Source organism: Sphingomonas sp. FW306-05-A (assembly GCF_058782275.1).
Map to the genome: position 1 here is coordinate 566497 of NZ_JBYSXN010000002.1, position 19599 is coordinate 586095.

Genomic DNA, 19599 nt, shown 5'->3' on the forward strand with positions numbered 1-19599 from the left:
TGCCCGACCCGGAGATCGTTCCGCTAGCGGATCGGCATGGGGCAATGATGATGCCCCATGCCGATCCCGTTACCAATCAGACGTGGATCGCCTTGCCGCGAACCGCCATCGACGCTTCCTTCATCGCTTCGGCATGGGTTGGATGCGCGTGGCAGGTGTAGGCGATGTCCTCGCTGGTCGCGCCGAATTCCATTGCGGTGCACGCTTCCGCGATCATCGTGCCAGCGACGCTGGCGATCGCCCACACGCCGAGCACACGATCGGTCTTGGCATCCGCGATCACCTTCACGAAGCCGTCGGGCTCGTGGTTGGTCTTGGCGCGGCTGTTGGCGGCCATCGGGAACTTGCCGACCTTCACCTCAGCGACCTTCTCGCGCGCGGCTTCCTCGGTCAGGCCGACGCCCGCGATCTCGGGCCAGGTGTAGACGACCGAGGGGATGACGTCGTGATTGACGATCCCGGTGAGGCCACCGATGTTCTCGGCAACCGCAATACCCTCGTCCTCGGCCTTGTGCGCGAGCATGGGGCCGGGGACGACATCGCCGATCGCCCAGATGCCGGGAACCGACGTCTGGAAGCGGTGATCGGTCTCAACCTGCCCGCGCGCGTTGGTCGAGAGACCCGCGGCCTCGAGGTTGAGGCCATCGGTGTTGGGACGCCGCCCGATCGACACGAGCACGGTATCCGCCTCGATCGTCTCGGCTACGCCACCCGCAGCGGGCTCGACCGTGATCGTCGCCTTCTCGCCCTCGACGGTCACGCCAGTGACCTTGGTCGACAGCTTGAACTCGATCCCCTGCTTCTTGAAGATCTTGTTCGACTCCTTGCGGATCTCACCATCGAAGCCGGGGAGGATCTGGTCGAGATATTCGACGCAGGTGACGCGTGCGCCAAGCCGCTTCCACACCGAGCCGAGCTCGAGCCCGATCACGCCGCCACCGATGACGACCATATGCTCGGGCACCTTGGCCAGTTCGAGCGCGCCGGTCGAATCGACGACGACCTTCTGGTCGACCGTCACGCCCGGCAGCGGGGTGACCGACGAGCCGGTCGCGATCACGATGTTCTTGGCGCGGTAGGTCTGGCCCGCGACTTCGACGCTGTCCTTGCCGGTGAAGCTCGCCTGGCCCTTGAGCCATTCGACCTTGTTCTTCTTGAACAGGAAGGCGACGCCCGCGGTCAGCTGCTTGACCGCATCGCGACGCTGCTCGTGCATCGTCTCGAGATCGAGCGAGACGTTGTCCATCTTGATGCCAAGCTTGGCCATCATGCCATTCTTCGCGTCGTTGTAGAATTCGGACGCGTGAAGCATCGCCTTGGACGGAATGCAGCCGACGTTGAGGCAGGTGCCGCCAAGCGTCTCGCGGCTCTCGACGCACGCCGTGCGCAGCCCGAGCTGCGCTGCGCGGATCGCCGCGACGTAGCCGCCGGGTCCGGCACCGATGATCAGAACGTCGAAATCATAGTCAGCCATGGTGTGCTCCAGGGGGAAACGGCTTCGTCCGTGCCCCGTTCTTCGTCAGAGTAATCATCTGGCCCGCCGGTACGCCCGCTTCAAGCAAGGCAATCAGGCGGGCAGCGGTTTGCTCGGCGGCACGATGCGGTAGCCGCGTGTAGAGAATGGTCTTCGGGGCCGGCAGGCCGTGGTTGAAGATCAAGTCGCCAAAATCGCTGTCGTTGGTGATCAGGATGACCTGATCGATATCCGGTCGCGCGAGGATTTCCGGGTCCGATGCGCCGGGGGTCGTGTCGCTGATCCATTCCAGTTCGAACCCGGCATCCCGCAACCGCTCCACGACGATGCGGTGGGCATTCTCGTCGAGCAGGAGCCGCACCGTTCAAGCAGCCTCTCGACTCGCTGCCGAGGCCTGCTTGACCAACAGGTCGTGACTGAAAGCGATCGCCGCCAGCACATCGGCTTCCTTCAGTGAAGGATAGCCATCGAGCACCTCGCCGACCGGCGCACCTTCGGCGAGATACTCGAGGATCAGCTCGACCGATATCCGCGTTCCCCGCACGACGGGCTTGCCGCCGAGAATGTCGGGGTTCGAATGGATATGGTCGCGCCAGTTCATCGCATCCTCACAGGTCGATCAAGATCCGCGTCGGGTCCTCGATAGCATTCTTGAGCGCGACGAGGAACGTCACCGCTTCGCGACCATCGATCAACCGGTGATCGTAGCTCAAGGCCAGATACATCATCGGACGGATCACGATCTGCCCGTCGACTACGACCGGACGCTCGTCGATGCGGTGGAGCCCGAGCACTGCCGACTGCGGCGGGTTGATGATCGGGGTCGACATCAGCGAACCGAAGACGCCGCCGTTCGAGATGGTGAACGTGCCGCCCTTCATCTCGTCCATCTTGAGCGCGCCGTCCTTGGCGCGCTTGCCGAAGTCGCCGATCGTCTTCTCGATCTGCGCGACCGACATCTGGTCGGCATCGCGGATCACCGGAACGACGAGGCCACCCGGCGACGACACCGCGACCGAGATATCGGCGTAATCATGATAGACGATGTCATCGCCCTCGATCGATGCATTGACCGACGGGATGTCGCGCAACGCCATCGTCGCGGCCTTCACGAAGAAGCCCATGAAGCCCAGACGGACGCCGTGCTTCTTCTCGAACAGGTCCTTGTACTTGGCGCGCGCCGCGATCACCGCGGTCATGTCGACGTCGTTGAACGTCGTCAGCATCGCGGCGGTGTTCTGCGCTTCCTTGAGGCGCTTGGCGATCGTCTGGCGCAGGCGCGTCATGCGGACGCGCTCTTCCTTGCGCCCCGTCGACGCGGCGACCGAGGCCGCAACCGGCGGCGCAGCAGCGGCTGGCGCAGGCGCGGGGGTCGAAGCGGCGGCAGCGGCGACGTCGTCCTTGGTCAGGCGACCATCCTTGCCGGTGCCCTTGACGGTCGAGGGGTCGACACCATGCTCGAGCACCGCACGGCGCACCGACGGGCTGAGCGCGGCAGGGCCATCGCTCGACGAGGACGGAGCCTGTTGGCCGGCGGTCGCGGCGGGGTTCGACTGCTCGGCCGGTGCGCCTGCGGGCTCGGGCGAAGCGGTGACCGCAGGCTGGGGTGCCGGGGCCGAAGCCGCTGCGCCATCGCCCGAATCGATCGTCGCGAGCATCGCGCCGACCTGGACCGTCTCGCCGACCTTGACCGCATGTTCGCCCATGATCCCGGCGACCGGTGACGGCACCTCGACCGAGACCTTGTCGGTCTCGAGGCTGGCGATCGGCTCGTCTGCGGCGACCTTGTCGCCGGGCTGCTTGAGCCATTCGCCGAGCGTCGCCTCGGTGATCGATTCGCCGAGTACCGGTACTGTGACTTCGGTTGCCATATCAGCCTCTTTCTCTTCCCCGGCGAAGGCCGGGGCCCAGGTGCGCAACGCTTGCTGATCAAGCCCTGCGCGCAGTTACAAATGCCCCACCACGCCCCCCGGCTTGCGCCGGGGAAGCAGGGGGGATGAAATCAAACCTTCCGCGTGCGGCGGATTTCCTCGCGGACGCTGTGGCCGAGCGCATCGGCAACGAGCGCCGCCTGCTCGGTCTGGTGCCGCTTCATCAAGCCCGTCGCGGGCGAGGCCGAAGCCGCACGACCCGCATAGCGCGCGCGCGTGACCGGACCGCCGACCTCGGTGAGAACCTCCTCGATGAACGGCTCGACAAAGCTCCACGCGCCGTTGTTCTTCGGCTCTTCCTGCGCCCACACCACCGTCTCGAGGTTGGGCATCCGCTTCATGCGCTCGACCAGCGGCTCGCCCGGGAAGGGATAGAGCTGCTCGACCCGCACGATCGCGGTGTTGGTGTCGCCCGCTGCGTCGCGTGCCTCGATCAGGTCATAGGCGACCTTGCCCGAGCACAGCACGAGCCGCTTGACCTCGATGTCCGCGGGTGCGGACGGATCGCTCAGCAACCGCTTGAAGTGGCTGTCGCCGAGGAAGTCGTCGATCTGCGACACTGCCATCTTGTGCCGCAACAGCGACTTTGGCGTGAAGACGATCAGCGGCTTGCGGAACGAACGGTGCATCTGCCGGCGCAGCAGGTGGAAATAGTTGGCCGGCGTCGTGCAGTTCGCGACCTGCATATTGTCCTGCGCACACAGCTGGAGGAAGCGCTCGATGCGCGCGGAGCTATGCTCCGGCCCCTGCCCTTCGTAGCCGTGCGGCAGCAGCATCACGAGCCCGTTGGCGCGGAGCCACTTGGCTTCGCCGCTCGCGATGAACTGATCGATCATGATCTGCGCACCGTTCATGAAGTCGCCGAACTGCGCTTCCCACATGACAAGCGTCTTGGGGTCCGCGAGCGCGTAACCATACTCGAAGCCGAGCACGCCATATTCGCTCAAGGGACTGTCGAGCACCTCGAAGCGGCCGTGCGGGATCGTCTCGAGCGGGCGATACTTGTGCTCGTCGGTCTGGTCGACCCAGACGGCGTGGCGCTGCGAGAACGTCCCGCGGCCCGAATCCTGCCCCGACAGACGGACGCCATAGCCCTCCGACAACAGCGACCCGAACGCCAGCGCCTCGCCGGTCGCCCAGTCGAAGTTGCGCCCCGACTTGAACATCTCGCGCTTGGCATCGAGCACGCGGTTGAGCGTCTTGTGGACCGCCAGGCCCTCGGGGATCGTCGTCAGCGTGCGGCCGAGCGAGTCGAACAGCTTCTGCTCCATGCCCGTATTGACGTTGCGGCGCGCGGTCTCGGCATCGGCGGGGGCGTGAAGCCCCGACCAGCGCCCGGCGAACCAGTCCGCCTTGTTGGGCTTGTAGCTCGCGCCCGCCTCGAACTCGCCTTCGAGCAGCGTGGTGTACTGCTTGATGTTCTCGTCGATCCAGGCGGCGTCGATGACCTTCTGCTCGATCAGCTTCTTGCCATAGATTTCGCTGACCGGCGGGTGGTCCTTGATTTCCTTGTACATCAGCGGCTGGGTGAAGCCCGGCTCGTCGCCTTCGTTGTGACCGAAGCGGCGGTAGCACCACATGTCGATCACGATATCGCGGTGGAACTGCTGGCGGAATTCCATCGCCATCTTGGTCGCGAAGGTCACGGCCTCGGGGTCGTCACCGTTGACGTGGAAGATCGGCGCCTGGACGCCCTTGGCGACGTCCGACGGGTACGGCGACGAGCGCGCGAACTGCGGGCTGGTGGTGAAGCCGACCTGGTTGTTGATGATGAAGTGGACGCAGCCGCCGGTATTGTAGCCACGGATGCCGGAAAAGCCGAGGCACTCCCACACGATCCCCTGCCCCGCGAACGCCGCGTCGCCGTGGATCAGCACCGGGAGCGATGCCTTGTGCTCGGTCAGGTCGTTCGCGATCGTCTGGATCGCGCGGGTCTTGCCGAGCACGACCGGATCTTCGGCTTCGAGATGCGACGGGTTGGCAACCAGCGACATGTGGACGCTGATCCCGTCGAATTCGCGGTCGGTCGAAGTGCCGAGGTGATATTTCACGTCGCCCGAACCCGCGACGTCATCGGGATTGTCCGACCCACCGCCGAATTCGTGGAAGATGATGCGGAACGGCTTGGCCATCACGTTGGTGAGGACGTTGAGGCGCCCGCGATGCGCCATGCCGAAGACGATCTCCTTCACGCCGAGCGAGCCACCATATTTGATGACCGATTCGAGCGCGGGAATCATGCTCTCGCCACCGTCGAGCCCGAAGCGCTTGGTGCCGACATATTTCTTGCCGCAGAAGCGTTCCCACTGCTCGGCTTCGATCACCTTGTTGAGGATCGCTTTCTTCCCGAGGTCGGTGAACTCGATCGCCTTGTCCTTGCCTTCCATGCGCTCCTGCAGGAAGCGCCGTTCCTCGACGTCGGCGATGTGCATGTATTCCAAGCCGACATTGCCGCAATAATTGGCACGCAGCGTGTCGACGAGCTCGCGCACGGTCGCCCATTGCAGCCCCATCGTCCCGCCGAGATAGACCGGACGGTCGATGTCGGCATCCGAGAAGCCGTGATATTCGGTCTTGAGATCGGCAGGCATCTCGCGCTTGGAGAGACCCAGCGGATCGAGATTGGCGGCGAGATGGCCGCGCACGCGGTACGTGCGGATCAGCAGCATCGCGCGGATCGAATCGCCCGCCGCACGAATGATGTCATCCTGGCTGACCGCGGGGGCCGCCGCCGGAGCAGGCTTCGCGCCGCCCTTGGCGGGCTTGGGCGCGGGCTCCATCTGCGTCGGGTCGAGTGCGGCGGTAAGATCGTCGGTGGTCGACAGCGGCCATTTCGCCGACTGCCAGCTCGGGCCCGAGGACGTGCCTTCGAGGCCCTCGAAAAAGCCACGCCAGGCCGGCTCGACGCTGTCTGGGGAGGTGCGGAAACGCGCGTAGAGCGTCTCGATGAACGCGGGGCTGACGCCGCCTGCGATATCGCCGAAGTCCTGGTTCTCGTAGCCCATAGCGAGTCCTCGTCACCCCGGAACATTGGGGTCTTTAGTAGTGGGACACCGCCGCGTCCGACCGGACGCGGCGGCCCCGACCAACCGGCCGGGGCGACGTGCCTTTAACCCTTGAGCACTTCCAGCAAGGTCGTGCCCAGTTCGCTCGGCGAAGCAGAAACGCGAATACCCGCGCGCTCCATCGCCGCAATCTTGTCTTCCGCGCCGCCCTGGCCGCCCGAGACGATCGCACCGGCATGGCCCATGCGACGACCCGGAGGTGCCGTACGGCCCGCGATGAAGCCGGCCATCGGCTTCTTGCGGCCACGCTTGGCCTCGTCGATCAGGAACTGCGCAGCCTCTTCCTCGGCCGAGCCACCGATCTCGCCGATCATGATGATCGACTTGGTCGCGTCGTCCGCGAGGAACAGCTCGAGCACGTCGATGAAGTTCGTGCCATTGACCGGATCGCCACCGATGCCGACCGCGGTCGTCTGACCGAGACCAGCGTTCGATGTCTGGAACACCGCCTCATAGGTGAGCGTGCCTGAACGGCTGACAACGCCGACCGACCCCTGCTTGAAGATGCTGCCGGGCATGATGCCGATCTTGCACTCGCCGGGGGTCAGGACGCCGGGGCAGTTCGGGCCGATCAGGCGCGACCTGGAACCCGACAGCGCGCGCTTAACGCGAACCATGTCGAGCACCGGAATGCCCTCGGTGATCGTGACGATCAGCGGAACCTGCGCGTCGATCGCCTCAAGGATCGAGTCCGCCGCGAAGGGGGGCGGAACGTAGATCACGGATGCGGTCGCACCGGTCATCGCGACAGCCTCGGCCACCGTGTCATACACCGGCAAGTCGAGGTGAGTCGTGCCGCCCTTGCCGGGCGTGACGCCGCCGACCATCTTGGTGCCGTATTCCAGCGCCGCCTTGGTGTGGAAGCTGCCGGTTTCGCCGGTCATGCCCTGGGTGATAACCTTGGTGTTCTTGTCGACGAGGATGCTCATGCAGCACTCTTCCTAAATAAGAGAATGCGGGGATCGCGCTGTCGCGCGCCCCGCAGAGAATATCAGTTGAGCGACCCGTCGATCGCCTTGCACGCGACGAGGAGTTCCTTGACCGCATCCACCGACACGCTGAGGTTCTGCTTCGCTTCGTCGTCGAGCTTGATCTCGATGACTTCCTCGACGCCGCCCGCACCGATCACGACCGGGACACCGACATAGAGATTGTCGATGCCATATTGGCCGGTCAGGTGGGCTGCTGCCGGAAGGACGCGCTTCTGGTCGTACAGATAGGCTTCCGCCATCGCGATGCCGCTGGTGGCAGGCGCATAATAAGCCGAGCCGGTCTTGAGCAGTGCAACGATCTCGCCGCCGCCGCCGCGGGTGCGCTTGATGATCGCGTCGATCTTCTCCTGGGTCGAACGGCCCATCGCGACGAGGTCGGGTACCGGGATGCCCGAGACGGTCGAATAGGAAATGACCGGGACCATCGTGTCGCCATGGCCGCCGAGCACGAAGCTGGTGACGTCCTTGACCGAGACGTTGAACTCGTCCGCGAGGAAGTGGCTGAAGCGTGCCGAATCGAGCACGCCGGCCATGCCGACGACCTTGTTGTGCGGGAGGCCCGAGAATTCGCGCAGCGCCCACACCATCGCGTCGAGCGGGTTGGTGATGCAGATGACGAACGCGTCGGGTGCGTTGGCAGCGATGCCCTCGCCGACGGCCTTCATGACCTTCAGATTGATGCCGAGCAGGTCATCGCGGCTCATGCCGGGCTTGCGCGCAACGCCAGCGGTGACGATGATCACGTCCGCGCCTGCGATGTCCTTGTAATCGTTGGTGCCGGTGATGGTCGCGTCGAAGCCTTCGACGGGGCTGCACTGGCTGAGGTCGAGCGCCTTGCCCTGGGGAACGCCTTCGACGACATCGAACAACACGACATCCCCGAGGCCCTTGAGCGCTGCGAGATGGGCGAGCGTGCCGCCAATGTTGCCGGCGCCGATCAGCGCGATCTTCTTGCGAGCCATCCGGGATCCTTTTCGCTTAGGCCCGCCCAGGGCGTTAATAACTCAGGAGCGATCGGGCGAGCTCTGCCGGGCGTCGACTTAGGCGGGTTTTCGCATTTGGGCAACCCGTAAGACACAGACTTTCAGTTCTTATTGCAACTGGTTCGCAAGTGCAATAACGGTTTGCCTCGCTCCTGCGCGGGCAGAAGCCTAGAGCTACAGGGCGCGGCACCGGAAACCCCGGGTCCCCGCCTTCGCGGGGAAACAGTTCCTTACGACCCGCCGTCGTCAGTCCCCGCCATGTCCCGCAGCAAGATACCCTTCCGACCGCATCTCTTCCAGCCGGCTGATCGTCCGGTCGAACTCGAACCGCCCATCCCCGCTTTCATACAGGTCCTGCGGCTCGGCATCCGCAGCCGCGAGCAGCTTGACCTTCTGTTCGTACAGTGCGTCGATCAGCGCGACGAACCGCGCCGCCTCGTTGCGATTGTCCGGCCCGAGCTTGGGAATGCCGACCAAGATCACCGTATGATAGCGCCGCGCGATCGCGATATAGTCCGCGCTCCCGCGTGCCTCTTCACACAGCCGCTTGAAGCTGAACACCGCGACGCCCTTGAGCGCCTTGGGGACATGGACGCTGCGCCCCTGCACCACCAGATCCTCGGACGGGACATGCGCGCGGTCCTCGACCGGGAAATCGGTGAGGCGGAAGAAATCGCCCGAGAGCAATTTGGTCGCCTCGGGGCCATTGGGGACTAGCCACGTATCGATCGACCCCAGCCGGTCGCGGCGATAATCGACCGGCCCGTTGAGCGTGATCACGTCCATCCGCGCTTCGATCAACGCGATGAAGGGGAGGAAATGCTCGCGGTTCAGCCCGTTCTTGTAGAGATCGGCGGGCGGGCGGTTGGAGGTGGTGACGACCGTCACGCCCTCCTCCAGCAGCAACGTGAACAGCCGCGACAGGATCATCGCGTCGGGGCTGTTGGTCACCATCATCTCGTCGAACGCGAGCAGCCGCACCTCTTCCGCGATCGCCTTGGCGAGCGGCGGGATCGGGTCGCCCAATTCCTTGGCGCGCTCGACCGCGAGTCGCTGGTGAACCTCAAGCATAAATTCGGCGAAGTGGACGCGACGCTTGCACCGGATGTCGAGCGCATCGAAGAAAAGGTCCATCAGCATCGACTTGCCGCGCCCCACCCCGCCCCAGACGTACAGGCCACGCGGCGCCTTGGGCTTGCGGCCGAGCACACGCCACAGCATCGATCCACGCTTGGGCGTCGCTTCGAGTGCGGTGGCAAGATCGGCAAGACGGCGCGCCGCGGCGGCCTGTTCGGGGTCGGGCTTGAGTTCCCCCGAGGCGATCAGCGCGTCATAGCGCGCGAGGACATTGGTCATTCTGCAATTATACTCGTTCGGAGGCGCGATCGGGCGGCGGGGTCGATTTGCGCAATGTGCCCGTGAAGCTGGCGATGGTCGGCCTGTCGTCCTGGACGATCAGCCCGCGCAGGAAGAGCATGTTACGTGTTTCGCGCAACAGCTCGATCCGCGCTTCGAGCGGAATACCGATCGCGCCGCCGCCGATGAATTGCGCCGACAAGTCGAGCGTCACCGCCCCACCCGCCGACAGCACACCGAACCCGCGCGCCGCGGCGAACAATGCGACGTCCATGAAGCCGAGCAGCGCGCCACCGTGGACATCACCGCGCATATTGGAATGTTCGTGGCGCGGGCTCATCCGCACGCGGGCAATCTCGCCTTCAACCCTCACCTGCAACGGTTCGAGGAAGGCATTGTAGCGAGACGCATCGCGAAACTGCCACCGCTTCCATCCCGCCAGATCGGGATCGTCTTCGTAAGTAAAGGGTGCGGTCAAACGCGGCAGGTCCTCGTTTCCATCCCCGCCCGGACAATCCGGGCGGGGTGGCGATGGTCAGACGACGCGTTCGGCTTCCATCAGCTTGATCTCGGCGATCGCCTTGGCGGGGTTGAGACCCTTGGGGCAGACGTTCGCGCAGTTCATGATCGTGTGGCAGCGATACAGGCGGAACGGATCCTCGAGCTCGTCGAGTCGCTCGCCGGTCATCTCGTCGCGGCTGTCGGCGAGCCAGCGATAGGCTTGCAACAGGATCGCCGGGCCGAGGAACTTGTCGGAGTTCCACCAGTAGCTCGGGCAGGCGGTCGAGCAGCAGGCGCACAGGATGCACTCGTACAGACCGTCGAGCTTCTCGCGCTCGGCGGGCGACTGGAGCCGTTCCTTGCCCGCAGGCGGCGGCGTGACCGTCTGCAGCCACGGCTTGATCGACGAATATTGCGCGTAGAAGTGCGTGAAATCCGGAACGAGGTCCTTGATCACTTCCATGTGCGGCAGTGGCGTGATGCGGATGTCGCCCTTTACGTCCTCGATCGCGGTCGTGCAGGCGAGGCCGTTGCGACCGTCGATGTTCATCGAGCACGATCCGCAAATGCCTTCGCGGCACGACCGACGGAAGGTGAGCGACGAATCCTGCTCGCCCTTCATCTTGATCAGCGCATCGAGCACCATCGGGCCGCACGAGTCGAGATCGACCTCGAACGTGTCGTAATGCGGGTTCGCGTTCGCATCCGGATCGTACCGATAGATCTTGAATTTCTTGATTCGTGTCGCTTCAGGTGCCGCTTTATGAACCTTGCCACCCGACTTGGGCTTGGAGTTGGCGGGGAGGAAGAATTCGGCCATCGCTTGCTCGCGTTTTCCATCCAGGAGGGCGGGTTACCGCCGGGTTGTGCGGGTAGCCGTACACAAGCAAGGCCCGCCCCGCAAACCCTTGCGGCATCGAATTGCTGCAACTGCGATTGCGGGGGCCGGCATCATCCGATCAGATGACGTCGAGCACGAGCCCACGATCGCGCGCTTCCTCGGCCTCGATATACCAGTTGGACGGCGCCTTCTCGCGCAGTTCCTCAAACGTCACCTGGCTGTCGCGGACGATCGCCTGGAAGCCCTCTTCCTCGATCTCGATCGAATGCTCGACTTCGTGCAGCGCCGCCTTGATCGATGCAACGACCATCCGCAGCGGGCCGTTGAGATCGATCTGCTTGGTGATCTGCCGCTCGTGCAGCATCAGCCGGGTATGGCGCGTGAGAAAGCGGCGCGCGACCGGGAAGGCCGACATGAAAGTCGCGCCCGCGGAATAAACCGCGACCTTGCCGAGAAACAGGATCTCGCGCCCGTCATGATCCTCGAGCAGCCGGATATCATCCGCCATCGTCCGCGCGACTTCGGGGTCGCCCCCGAGCGTCGTCAGTGCGATGACGATCGTGCCTTCGGACGGGCAATTGCCGAGCTGCGCCCGGAAATTCTCGTACATCAACTGGTCCACGGTGCCCGACAGGCGGATGTGGGGATTGGCGAGCAGCGGATAGCGCGTAGGATCTGAGGTCTGGGTCATGGCCGCCGAAACCCGCATCCGAAGCCTACGGTTCCTCCCGATCATAATTAACCATGGTCCAGTACAATCATACCGGGTTCACGATGCGGCCAGCGCGGCCTTGCGCTTCCGGTCCGCCGCCCTCTGGCGGATTCCCTGCAACGTCATGATGTCGAGGATCGTCCAGGCGTGCCGTGCCAGGCGATATCGCAAAAGCTTTCGGCGATAGCGTCGTTCTGTCGGATTGAGCGCGACCGCCCGCGCCATGTGCGCCACGGCCGCTGCGCGTTCCCCGCGCTGCCACAGCATCGTCGCAAACCAGTTCCGCAAATGGCCGACGTCGGGCTCGGCATCCACCACTTCCCCGGCCACCGCGATCGCCTCCTCGCCTTCCCCCGCATCCACCAGGGCATTGGCGAACGGGACGAGATAGATCGGCAGACGATTCACCTTGATGGCGATCTGGCGATGGATCGCCAGCGCTTCGTCGTGATGGCCGGTCCGCGTCAGGATGCGCGCGAGGCTGAGCATGCCGAGGTCGGAATCAGGCTTCACCATCCGCGCCTTGCGGGCAAGCGCGATCGCGGTCCGTGGACGGACCGCCGGTTGCCGTTCCGCCAGCGTGCCCAGATAGACCGAACTGGTCGCGCGTCTCGCCCGGATCTCCGTCGCCATCGCGTGCGCGTCGAACCGGTCATAGAGCAGGTCCTCGAGCAACCCGCGCAGCAGGCTCACTTCGCCGAGGAACGTGCTGGCAGGGTGCAAACAATGCGCCACCGGTAAGAGGTGCGATCCGGTTTGCTCCGCGATCAGCAGCGCATGGCGGCGGTCGAGCGGCAAGTGCGGATCATAGACCAGCACGCTCGACGGGGCGGGGCGCAGTGGTACGGCCATCGTGCTCAACCAGCGGATGCGATGCGCGTCCTGCGACCAGCGATTGTCCCAACTCGCGATTGCCGGATCGATCGACCATTGCGGCGAAAGCGCCAGCACGGCATCGGCCCCGATTGCGTCGGCCAGCCGAACCGCGGCATATCCCCCCATGCTGGATCCATAGGCAACCCGGCGCACCGCACCGCTGGTCGCGGCGCGAACGACCGCGGCCGCCGCAAAGATGTCGTCATATTGATACCAGTCATTACCACGGCCGAGCACGTGGATCGCCGATATGCCGTTTGCCTGCAGGAAGCTTTCGCCAAAACCCTTGCGGTCGAACCCATCGCCGATACTGTGGTGATCGAACGTGATGACCCATCGGTCACATCCCTCGATCGCCACCTGCCGGACTAGCAGTGTGTCGCTACGATAAAGCTCGATCGGCACTCCATACCCCCCGCCTTGCCCCGGCCATTCCGGGGGGTCCTAGTCCATTTGAAGGCGCGGTGGAAAACCTTCCTTGATCGTCCGCCATCGGGAAATCGTTTGCCGGCAAGGTCATGCGCTGTTCGGCGCAGCGACGACCGGCAGCCTGCCGGCCTCCGATCGTTCCATCGGCCCATTACGATCTAGATCAACCATAATTAACGGAACCTACCCGCCCCGCGTTCGTCGTCTGCCCGAACCCCCAAGAAGGCTCCCACATGGCAGATTTCGACACGGTCACCGGCAACGGTGGCGAGACGCACCAGCAGGCGCAAGGCGATGCGCCGGTCCTGACGACAAACCACGGCGTGCCCGTTTCCGACAACCAGAACAGCCTCAAGAGCGGCTCGCGCGGCCCGACGCTGCTCGAGGACTTCGTCCTGCGCGAGAAGATCTTCCACTTCGACCACGAGCGGATCCCAGAGCGGATCGTCCACGCACGCGGTTCGGGCGCACACGGCTATTTCGAAGCGACCGACGATATTTCGGACCTGTCGCGCGCGGCAGTGTTCAAGAAGGGCGAGAAGACCGAGGTTTTCGTGCGCTTCTCGACCGTCGCGGGCGGTGCAGGCTCGGTCGACACCCCGCGCGACGTGCGCGGCTTTGCGGTCAAGTTCTACACGACCGAAGGCAATTGGGATCTCGTCGGCAACAACATCCCGGTGTTCTTCATCCAGGACGCGATCAAGTTCCCCGATCTGATCCATTCGGTGAAGATGGAAGCCGACCGCGCCTATCCGCAGGCCGGCAGCGCGCACGACACCTTCTGGGACTGGGCATCGCTGATGCCGGAAGCGACGCACATGCTGATGTGGGCGATGTCGGACCGTACCCTCCCCCGCTCGCTGCGGATGATGGAAGGCTTCGGCGTCCACACCTTCCGCCTCGTCAACGCCGAGGGCAACAGCAGCTTCGTCAAGTTCCACTGGAAGCCCAAGCTCGGCCTCCAGTCGACGATCTGGGACGAGACGCTCAAGCTTCAGGCCGCCGACAACGACTATCATCGCCGCGATCTGTTCGAGGCGATCGACACCGGCGATTTCCCCGAGTGGGAACTCGGCATCCAGGTGTTCGACCAGGCGTTTGCCGAAGCGCAGCCGTATGACGTGCTCGATTCGACCAAGCTGATCCCGGAAGAGGACGTCCCGGTCCGGATCATCGGGCGGATGGTGCTCGACCGCAACGTCGACAACTTCTTCGCCGAGACCGAGCAGGTCGCCTTCTTGCCGACCAACGTCGTGCCGGGGATCGATTTCTCGAACGATCCGCTGCTGCAGGGTCGCCTGTTCAGCTATCTCGACACACAGAAGTCGCGTCTGGGGACGACCAACTTCCACCAGATCCCGATCAACAGCCCGCGCTCGCCGGCCGGCAACTTCCAGCGCGACGGGATGATGCAAACCAAGGTCCCCAAGGGCCGCGCGAACTACGAGCCCAACAGCCTTGCCGCACACGGCGAGGATGGCGGACCGCGTGAGAGCGCGACCAAGGGCTATGTGACGACCAACGCCGCGACCGGCGACAACGAGACGGGCGACAAGCTCCGTGTCCGTTCGGAACTGTTCGCGGATCACTACAGCCAGGCACGGCTGTTCTTTAACTCGGCGACCGAAAACGAGCAGGCGCATATCGCGTCGTCGTTCGTATTCGAGCTGTCGAAGGTCGGCCTGCTCGATCAGGTCCCGCCGCGGATGGTCGCCAATCTGCGCAACGTCGATGAGGGTCTCGCGCAGCGTGTCGCGGACGGCCTCAACATCGATCTCCCTGAAAAGGCGAAGGCCGCGCGCGAGCCGGTCGACATGAAGCCTTCGGACGCCCTGTCGATCCAGAAGAACATGAAGGAGACGCTGGAAGGCCGCGTCGTCGGCATCCTGATCGCGGACGGCACCGATGCCGCCGAGCTCGACGCGCTGGTCGCGTCGATCAAGGACGCCAAGGGCAAGGCCGTGCTGGTCGCGCCCAAGGTCGGCGGCGCAACGCTGTCGGACGGCAGCAAGCGCAAGGCCGATGGCCAGCTCGCGGGTACGCCGTCGCAAATCTTCGACGCGGTCGCGATCGCGCTGTCGGCAGAGGGTTGCGCGATGCTGCTCAAGCAGGGCGCAGCGGTCCAGTTCGCAATGGACGCGTTCGGGCATCTCAAGGCGGTCGGTGCGAGCGCAGCGGCACAGCCGTTGCTCGACAAGGCCGGCGTCGAGAAGGACGAAGGCGTGACCGATCTGGGCGCGGGTTTCGTCAAGGCAGCAGCGAAGCGCTTCTTCGCGCGCGAGCCGAACGTGCGCGATCTCGCCTGATTGCTGAGGCGGTAGGGTAATGGGAAAGGCCCGGTGCGCTTTGCACCGGGCCTTTTTTGTGTTCTGCCGGAATGTCGGGCTGCGGGTATGGACCTAGATCGTAGGACTATGAAGCTATCGTTCCGCTCCCGCCGAACTGCGGATGGGGGGGGCCTCGTCTTCAGGCTGTAGCGATGCGTTCGACGATGATCCGGATTGCTTCCCGGTCAAGCGGCGCTCGGTCGATCGAATTATGAATGCCGATCCCTTCAACCAGGGCATCCAGCGCCCGTGCCGTCAGCGGATCGAAAAAGCGCTCCAGCGATCTGCGGCTGTTGTCCATCCACTGTTGCATCACAGCGCTGACCGCTGGGTGCCGCGCCGCAAAGGCATAAAGTTCGTAGCTCAGGAGCAATGTGCGTGGCTTCGCCCAGATCGTGCCTGCGATGATATCGATCACCGCATCGATCGCCGCGGAACGATCTTCAGCCGATTCCAGACGGGCACTGAAAAGCGCAGAGGACTGCGCCGCCAACTGGAGGAAAGCGGCGCCTATCAGCGCTTCCAACGACTCGAAATAATAGGTCACCGAGCCCAACGGCACGCCCGCCTCGCCCGCGATCCGGCGATGGGTCGTCGCTGCCACACCATAAGCGGCGATCACTTCCAACGTTGCGTCGACGATGCGCTGCCGCCGCGTCGGGTCGTTTTGCCTGCCTTTCCCGGTCGTCATCAATTCATCCGCTTGCGGTAATGTGTACGTATGTACATATGGGTCCAAACATAGATAGGCCTGTTGCACATGAGCGAGGATTTGGTGAACCGCAGAACAATCCTGGGTGGTGCAGCTGCACTGGTTGCCGCGAGTACGGCAGGCACGGCGCAGGCACAGCGTACGGGCAAGCCGGCGCTGGGGCGCCGAGACGGTCGCTGGCTCAACGAGCCTCGCGTCTGGTCGGTCGATCCCGCAGGCGACCTGTCGATGGTCACCGACAAAGGCACCGATTTCTGGCGAGAGACGCATTACGGCTTCACCCGCGACAGCGGGCATTTTCTCGGGTTCACCGCCCCCGCTGCGTTCACCGCGCAACTGCGCATCCGTGGCCAGTATCAAAAGTTATATGATCAGGCCGGGATCATGGTCCGGGTCGACGAACGGCGTTGGGTCAAAGCGGGAATCGAATTGTCGGATGGCCGTGCGATGCTGAGCAGCGTCCTCACGGACGGTAAATCCGACTGGGCGACTGGCCCCTACGAGCATGACGCGCAGGATTTCTGGATGCGCGCGACCGTTGCAAAGGGGGTGCTGCGCCTTCAGGTTTCCGCCGATGGCAAGACATGGCCGCTGGTACGGCTCGCACCGTTCCCGGTTGCCCCATCTTACCAGGTCGGACCGATGGCTTGCACGCCTGAACGGGATGGTTTGGCGATCCGCTTCTCGGACCTGCGGATCACCCCGCCGCTTGGCAAGGACCTGCACGACCTGAGCTGATGACGATGACCGAGAAGCAGAAGATGCTCGCCGGAGAGCTCTACACCGCGGACGATCCCGAGTTGGCCGCCGATGCGGCGCGGGCACGGGACTGGATGGCTCGGTACAACGCCGCATCGGCGGCCCCTTCGGACACTAGGTATGCGATGCTGACCGAAGGGCTCGGCTATGTCGGTGCGGGGGTTACGGTCCGGCCCCCGTTCCACTGCGATTACGGTTATAACGTCCATCTGGAAGACGGGGTTTTCCTCAATTACGGTTGCGTCGTTCTCGATGTCATGCCGGTGCGGATTGGCGCGGGCACGCAGATCGGACCCGGCGTGCAGATTCTCACGGCCGACCATCCTCGCGAAGCATCGGTCCGCGCCCAGATGCTTGAAATCGGTCGGCCGATTGTCATTGGGCGCAACGTCTGGATTGGCGGCGGCGCCATCATTCTGCCTGGCGTCACTATCGGTAATGACGCGATCATCGGTGCTGGCAGCGTCGTTACACGAGATGTTCCCGTGGCGGCGACCGTTGCCGGCAATCCTGCACGACGCTTGGCCTCGAGAATGATTCAAAAGCCGCCGACCGTATGACCGGTCCGCTGCGGGACGGACATCGACAGAAGGTAAAACCGTCCCGCCCCCTACCCCAGCACCCCCCGCCGCTATCGCAACGCCAGCGCCACAGCTGCCGAGCAATTGACCGTCGTCGGCGGACGACCCGCCGCCGAGGGGGGCGTCTTGGTAATCCCCAGCGCCTGCCCGATCGACCGCCCCAACACCCGCAGCACGCCGCCAGCGGTCGGCTTCTCCGTCGCTCCGAGCCCCGCGACGGTCACCGTCGGCGACCCCAGCGTGCCCCGGACGTGGATCGGGTCTGCGATCCGCAGCAGCGCATTGCTCTTGCTCGCCCCCGCCAGCGTCAGCTCGAGCCGCTCGCCGTCGAGAAGGATCCGCCCCGACCCGCGCCCGACCGAAGCCCCCGTATCGATCGCCAGCGGATTGGGCGTCAGCACGCCGCCGCTCGCGCGGAAATTGGCGACGAGGCAGCGCAGCGGCACCGTCTCGCTCGGGCCGTCGATCGCATGCGCGACCGCGCCGCTGAGATTCTGCCCGAGCACATCCGCGACCATCCGCTGGACATGCCCGTCGGTCGCGACGATCGCGGCCTTGCCGCTCGCATGCGCCATCGCCTCGCGGACCGTGTCGCCCTGCCCGGTCATCACGATATGCCCGCGCACCGGCCCCGAGATCATCTTCGGCTGCCCGACCAGCGCATCCAGCGTCAGCCCCGCCAGCCGCAGGTCGATCGCGAGCTTGGGGGTGCCGCTGCGGTGATCGACCTTGACCGTCCCCGTCATCCGCCCGCTCGCCAGCGTCGCGACGACGTTGCGCACCGTGATGACGCGGTGATCCAGCGTCAGCGATCCGGACAGGCTCTTGAACACCGTCCCCCCGCTCGACAGCAGCCGATGCGCGACGAAGACCAGACGCCCGTCGGTCTTGCCCATCTTCGACAGGTTGATCCGCGTCGGCGGGATCACGCGCGGCCCGATCGCCGCCTTGCGCGCGGCCGATCTGGCACGGCCCTCGGCGTCGGCGAGATCGTCGAAGTCGAACTGGCGCGCATCGACCTTCGCGTCGATATTGGTGCGCCCGCCGTCCTTGTGGATCGTCGCCACGCCGCTGAACAAGGACCGCCCCATGCTCCCGGCGATCTTGTCGACATACCAGTCGCGCCCGTCGTGGCGGATCTTGCCCGCGAGGTTGATCGGTTGCGACCCGAACAGCCCCGCCTCGATGATCCGGTCGAGGTTCTTGAGCGTCGGCGCCCGTGCGGTGATGTCCGCGCTGAAATGCCGCGTGTCGAGCACCCCGCGCATCTGCCCGTTGACCGCCATCCGCAGCGCAGGCGAGGCGAGCGTCGCCTTGAACGGATAGGGCGCGGTCGGGTCGATCCCGGTGATCTTGCCGCCGGTCAAATCGAGCGTGGCGGGGGTATCCTGGAACGTCCCCGTCGCGGCATAGCGCAGGCCGTTCCGCGCATCGACGCTGAGCGGCCCGCCGACGATCAGCCCGCGCTTCGCGTCGCTGATCACGACCTGGCTGTTGGTGATCGTCAGGTCGGACAGGCTCGGGCGGGTGTCGCCCTCACGCTTTGGCTTCTTGCGCGCGGGCTTCCAGTTCTCGCGCCCCGTCGCGTCGCGCACCAGCGCGATCCGTGCGCCGTCGATGCTGACCTTGTCCGGGCGAAACTTGCCGAGCAGCAGCGACAGCACCGGCACGCGCACGCTTGCGGTTGCCACGCGGACGAGATCGCCCGGCCCGACCCACGCCGGCTGCGCGATCCGCACGTCGTGGACCGACACCATCGGCGTGTACGAAAACACGCTGTCACGCGTCACCGATCCGACCTGCACCTTCGTGTCGAGCGCGACGGACAGCCGGTTTTCGATCGTCCCGCGCAACAGCCCGAACGGAAACGCCCCCAATGCGACGACCCCGACCACCACCAGCGCGCTCCCCACGACTGCGCTTACCAGCAACCGCGATCGCAGGCGCGACCGCGGCTTTGGCGTGGGAGAGATCGCAGGCTGCTCGGACGGGGCCGGAACGGGAGGATTGGTCACGCCGGATCAACCCGAAAACCGCCCGATGGTTTCACTCGCGTATCA

The 19599-nt window shown here is 64.8% G+C and carries 17 protein-coding genes; 3 read left to right on the top strand and 14 right to left on the bottom strand.

The annotated features are described in order from the left end of the window. Positions 1–76: 76 nt before the first annotated feature. The 12 genes from lpdA to AC3WJR_RS11595 form a co-directional block, all read right to left on the bottom strand. Positions 77–1474, bottom strand: a complete 1398-nt coding sequence (gene lpdA, locus AC3WJR_RS11540; protein WP_492725109.1) for a dihydrolipoyl dehydrogenase — start codon at positions 1472–1474, stop codon at positions 77–79. Further along, positions 1467–1835: a DUF5615 family PIN-like protein gene (locus AC3WJR_RS11545; protein ID WP_354281899.1), complete on the bottom strand. Its 369-nt coding sequence runs from the start codon at positions 1833–1835 to the stop codon at positions 1467–1469. Before AC3WJR_RS11545 ends, lpdA begins: the two co-directional genes overlap by 8 nt. Before the next feature lie 3 nt (positions 1836–1838). After that, positions 1839–2075, bottom strand: coding sequence for a DUF433 domain-containing protein (locus tag AC3WJR_RS11550; RefSeq protein WP_131531017.1), 237 nt, complete (start codon positions 2073–2075; stop codon positions 1839–1841). Positions 2076–2082: 7 nt separating this feature from the next. Beyond that, the gene (odhB, locus tag AC3WJR_RS11555) at positions 2083–3345 is read right to left on the bottom strand and encodes a 2-oxoglutarate dehydrogenase complex dihydrolipoyllysine-residue succinyltransferase (RefSeq protein WP_492725112.1); all 1263 of its coding nucleotides are present in this window, start codon (positions 3343–3345) and stop codon (positions 2083–2085) included. A gap of 131 nt (positions 3346–3476) precedes the next feature. Next, positions 3477–6410, bottom strand: a complete 2934-nt coding sequence (locus AC3WJR_RS11560) for a 2-oxoglutarate dehydrogenase E1 component (protein WP_492725114.1) — start codon at positions 6408–6410, stop codon at positions 3477–3479. 104 nt (positions 6411–6514) lie between these two features. Then, positions 6515–7399: a succinate--CoA ligase subunit alpha gene (gene sucD, locus AC3WJR_RS11565; protein ID WP_492725116.1), complete on the bottom strand. Its 885-nt coding sequence runs from the start codon at positions 7397–7399 to the stop codon at positions 6515–6517. Positions 7400–7461: 62 nt separating this feature from the next. Continuing rightward, the gene (mdh, locus tag AC3WJR_RS11570) at positions 7462–8424 is read right to left on the bottom strand and encodes a malate dehydrogenase (protein WP_492725118.1); all 963 of its coding nucleotides are present in this window, start codon (positions 8422–8424) and stop codon (positions 7462–7464) included. 267 nt (positions 8425–8691) lie between these two features. Then, on the bottom strand, positions 8692–9801 hold the full coding sequence (zapE, locus tag AC3WJR_RS11575; RefSeq protein WP_492725120.1) for a cell division protein ZapE: 1110 nt from the start codon (positions 9799–9801) through the stop codon (positions 8692–8694). Positions 9802–9808: 7 nt separating this feature from the next. After that, positions 9809–10279, bottom strand: a complete 471-nt coding sequence (locus AC3WJR_RS11580) for a PaaI family thioesterase (RefSeq protein ID WP_492725122.1) — start codon at positions 10277–10279, stop codon at positions 9809–9811. A 57-nt stretch (positions 10280–10336) separates the two neighbouring features. Beyond that, positions 10337–11122 (bottom strand): succinate dehydrogenase iron-sulfur subunit, encoded by a 786-nt coding sequence (locus tag AC3WJR_RS11585; protein ID WP_354281888.1) that lies wholly within the window; start codon positions 11120–11122, stop codon positions 10337–10339. A gap of 139 nt (positions 11123–11261) precedes the next feature. Continuing rightward, positions 11262–11834 (bottom strand): ATP-dependent Clp protease proteolytic subunit, encoded by a 573-nt coding sequence (locus tag AC3WJR_RS11590; RefSeq protein ID WP_354281886.1) that lies wholly within the window; start codon positions 11832–11834, stop codon positions 11262–11264. A gap of 78 nt (positions 11835–11912) precedes the next feature. Then, positions 11913–13136: an alpha/beta hydrolase gene (locus AC3WJR_RS11595; protein ID WP_492725125.1), complete on the bottom strand. Its 1224-nt coding sequence runs from the start codon at positions 13134–13136 to the stop codon at positions 11913–11915. Between the two features lie 257 nt (positions 13137–13393). On the opposite strand from AC3WJR_RS11595, the gene AC3WJR_RS11600 reads away from it, so the two are divergent. Next, complete coding sequence (locus AC3WJR_RS11600; RefSeq protein WP_492725127.1) at positions 13394–15466, top strand: catalase; 2073 nt, start codon at positions 13394–13396, stop codon at positions 15464–15466. A gap of 160 nt (positions 15467–15626) precedes the next feature. Here AC3WJR_RS11600 and AC3WJR_RS11605 read toward each other — a convergent pair whose 3' ends face one another. Beyond that, positions 15627–16178, bottom strand: coding sequence for a TetR/AcrR family transcriptional regulator (locus tag AC3WJR_RS11605; RefSeq protein ID WP_492725129.1), 552 nt, complete (start codon positions 16176–16178; stop codon positions 15627–15629). Between the two features lie 69 nt (positions 16179–16247). On the opposite strand from AC3WJR_RS11605, the gene AC3WJR_RS11610 reads away from it, so the two are divergent. Together AC3WJR_RS11610 and AC3WJR_RS11615 are read left to right on the top strand one after the other, a co-directional pair. Continuing rightward, entirely contained in the window at positions 16248–16937 is a 690-nt protein-coding gene (locus tag AC3WJR_RS11610) for a DUF1349 domain-containing protein (protein ID WP_492725131.1), read from the top strand. Then, a complete protein-coding gene (locus tag AC3WJR_RS11615; protein ID WP_492725133.1) occupies positions 16937–17518 on the top strand; it encodes a sugar O-acetyltransferase in 582 nt (193 codons plus the stop codon). Before AC3WJR_RS11610 ends, AC3WJR_RS11615 begins: the two co-directional genes overlap by 1 nt. 71 nt (positions 17519–17589) lie before the next feature. Here the strand turns inward: AC3WJR_RS11615 and AC3WJR_RS11620 are convergent, their stop codons facing one another. Then, the gene (locus AC3WJR_RS11620) at positions 17590–19554 is read right to left on the bottom strand and encodes an AsmA family protein (protein WP_492725135.1); all 1965 of its coding nucleotides are present in this window, start codon (positions 19552–19554) and stop codon (positions 17590–17592) included. Between the last annotated feature and the right edge of the window lie 45 nt (positions 19555–19599).

Bases quoted from the DNA above. Each gene is read 5' to 3' on its own strand.
- AC3WJR_RS11615 (WP_492725133.1), top strand. From the start codon at position 16,937: ATGACGATGACCGAGAAGCAGAAGATGCTCGCCGGAGAGCTCTACACC.
- sucD (WP_492725116.1), bottom strand. From the start codon at position 7,399: ATGAGCATCCTCGTCGACAAGAACACCAAGGTTATCACCCAGGGCATG.
- AC3WJR_RS11605 (WP_492725129.1), bottom strand. From the start codon at position 16,178: ATGACGACCGGGAAAGGCAGGCAAAACGACCCGACGCGGCGGCAGCGC.
- AC3WJR_RS11610 (WP_492725131.1), top strand. From the start codon at position 16,248: ATGAGCGAGGATTTGGTGAACCGCAGAACAATCCTGGGTGGTGCAGCT.
- zapE (WP_492725120.1), bottom strand. From the start codon at position 9,801: ATGACCAATGTCCTCGCGCGCTATGACGCGCTGATCGCCTCGGGGGAA.
- AC3WJR_RS11585 (WP_354281888.1), bottom strand. From the start codon at position 11,122: ATGGCCGAATTCTTCCTCCCCGCCAACTCCAAGCCCAAGTCGGGTGGC.
- AC3WJR_RS11560 (WP_492725114.1), bottom strand. From the start codon at position 6,410: ATGGGCTACGAGAACCAGGACTTCGGCGATATCGCAGGCGGCGTCAGC.
- AC3WJR_RS11550 (WP_131531017.1), bottom strand. From the start codon at position 2,075: ATGAACTGGCGCGACCATATCCATTCGAACCCCGACATTCTCGGCGGC.
- mdh (WP_492725118.1), bottom strand. From the start codon at position 8,424: ATGGCTCGCAAGAAGATCGCGCTGATCGGCGCCGGCAACATTGGCGGC.
- AC3WJR_RS11600 (WP_492725127.1), top strand. From the start codon at position 13,394: ATGGCAGATTTCGACACGGTCACCGGCAACGGTGGCGAGACGCACCAG.
- AC3WJR_RS11590 (WP_354281886.1), bottom strand. From the start codon at position 11,834: ATGACCCAGACCTCAGATCCTACGCGCTATCCGCTGCTCGCCAATCCC.
- lpdA (WP_492725109.1), bottom strand. From the start codon at position 1,474: ATGGCTGACTATGATTTCGACGTTCTGATCATCGGTGCCGGACCCGGC.
- odhB (WP_492725112.1), bottom strand. From the start codon at position 3,345: ATGGCAACCGAAGTCACAGTACCGGTACTCGGCGAATCGATCACCGAG.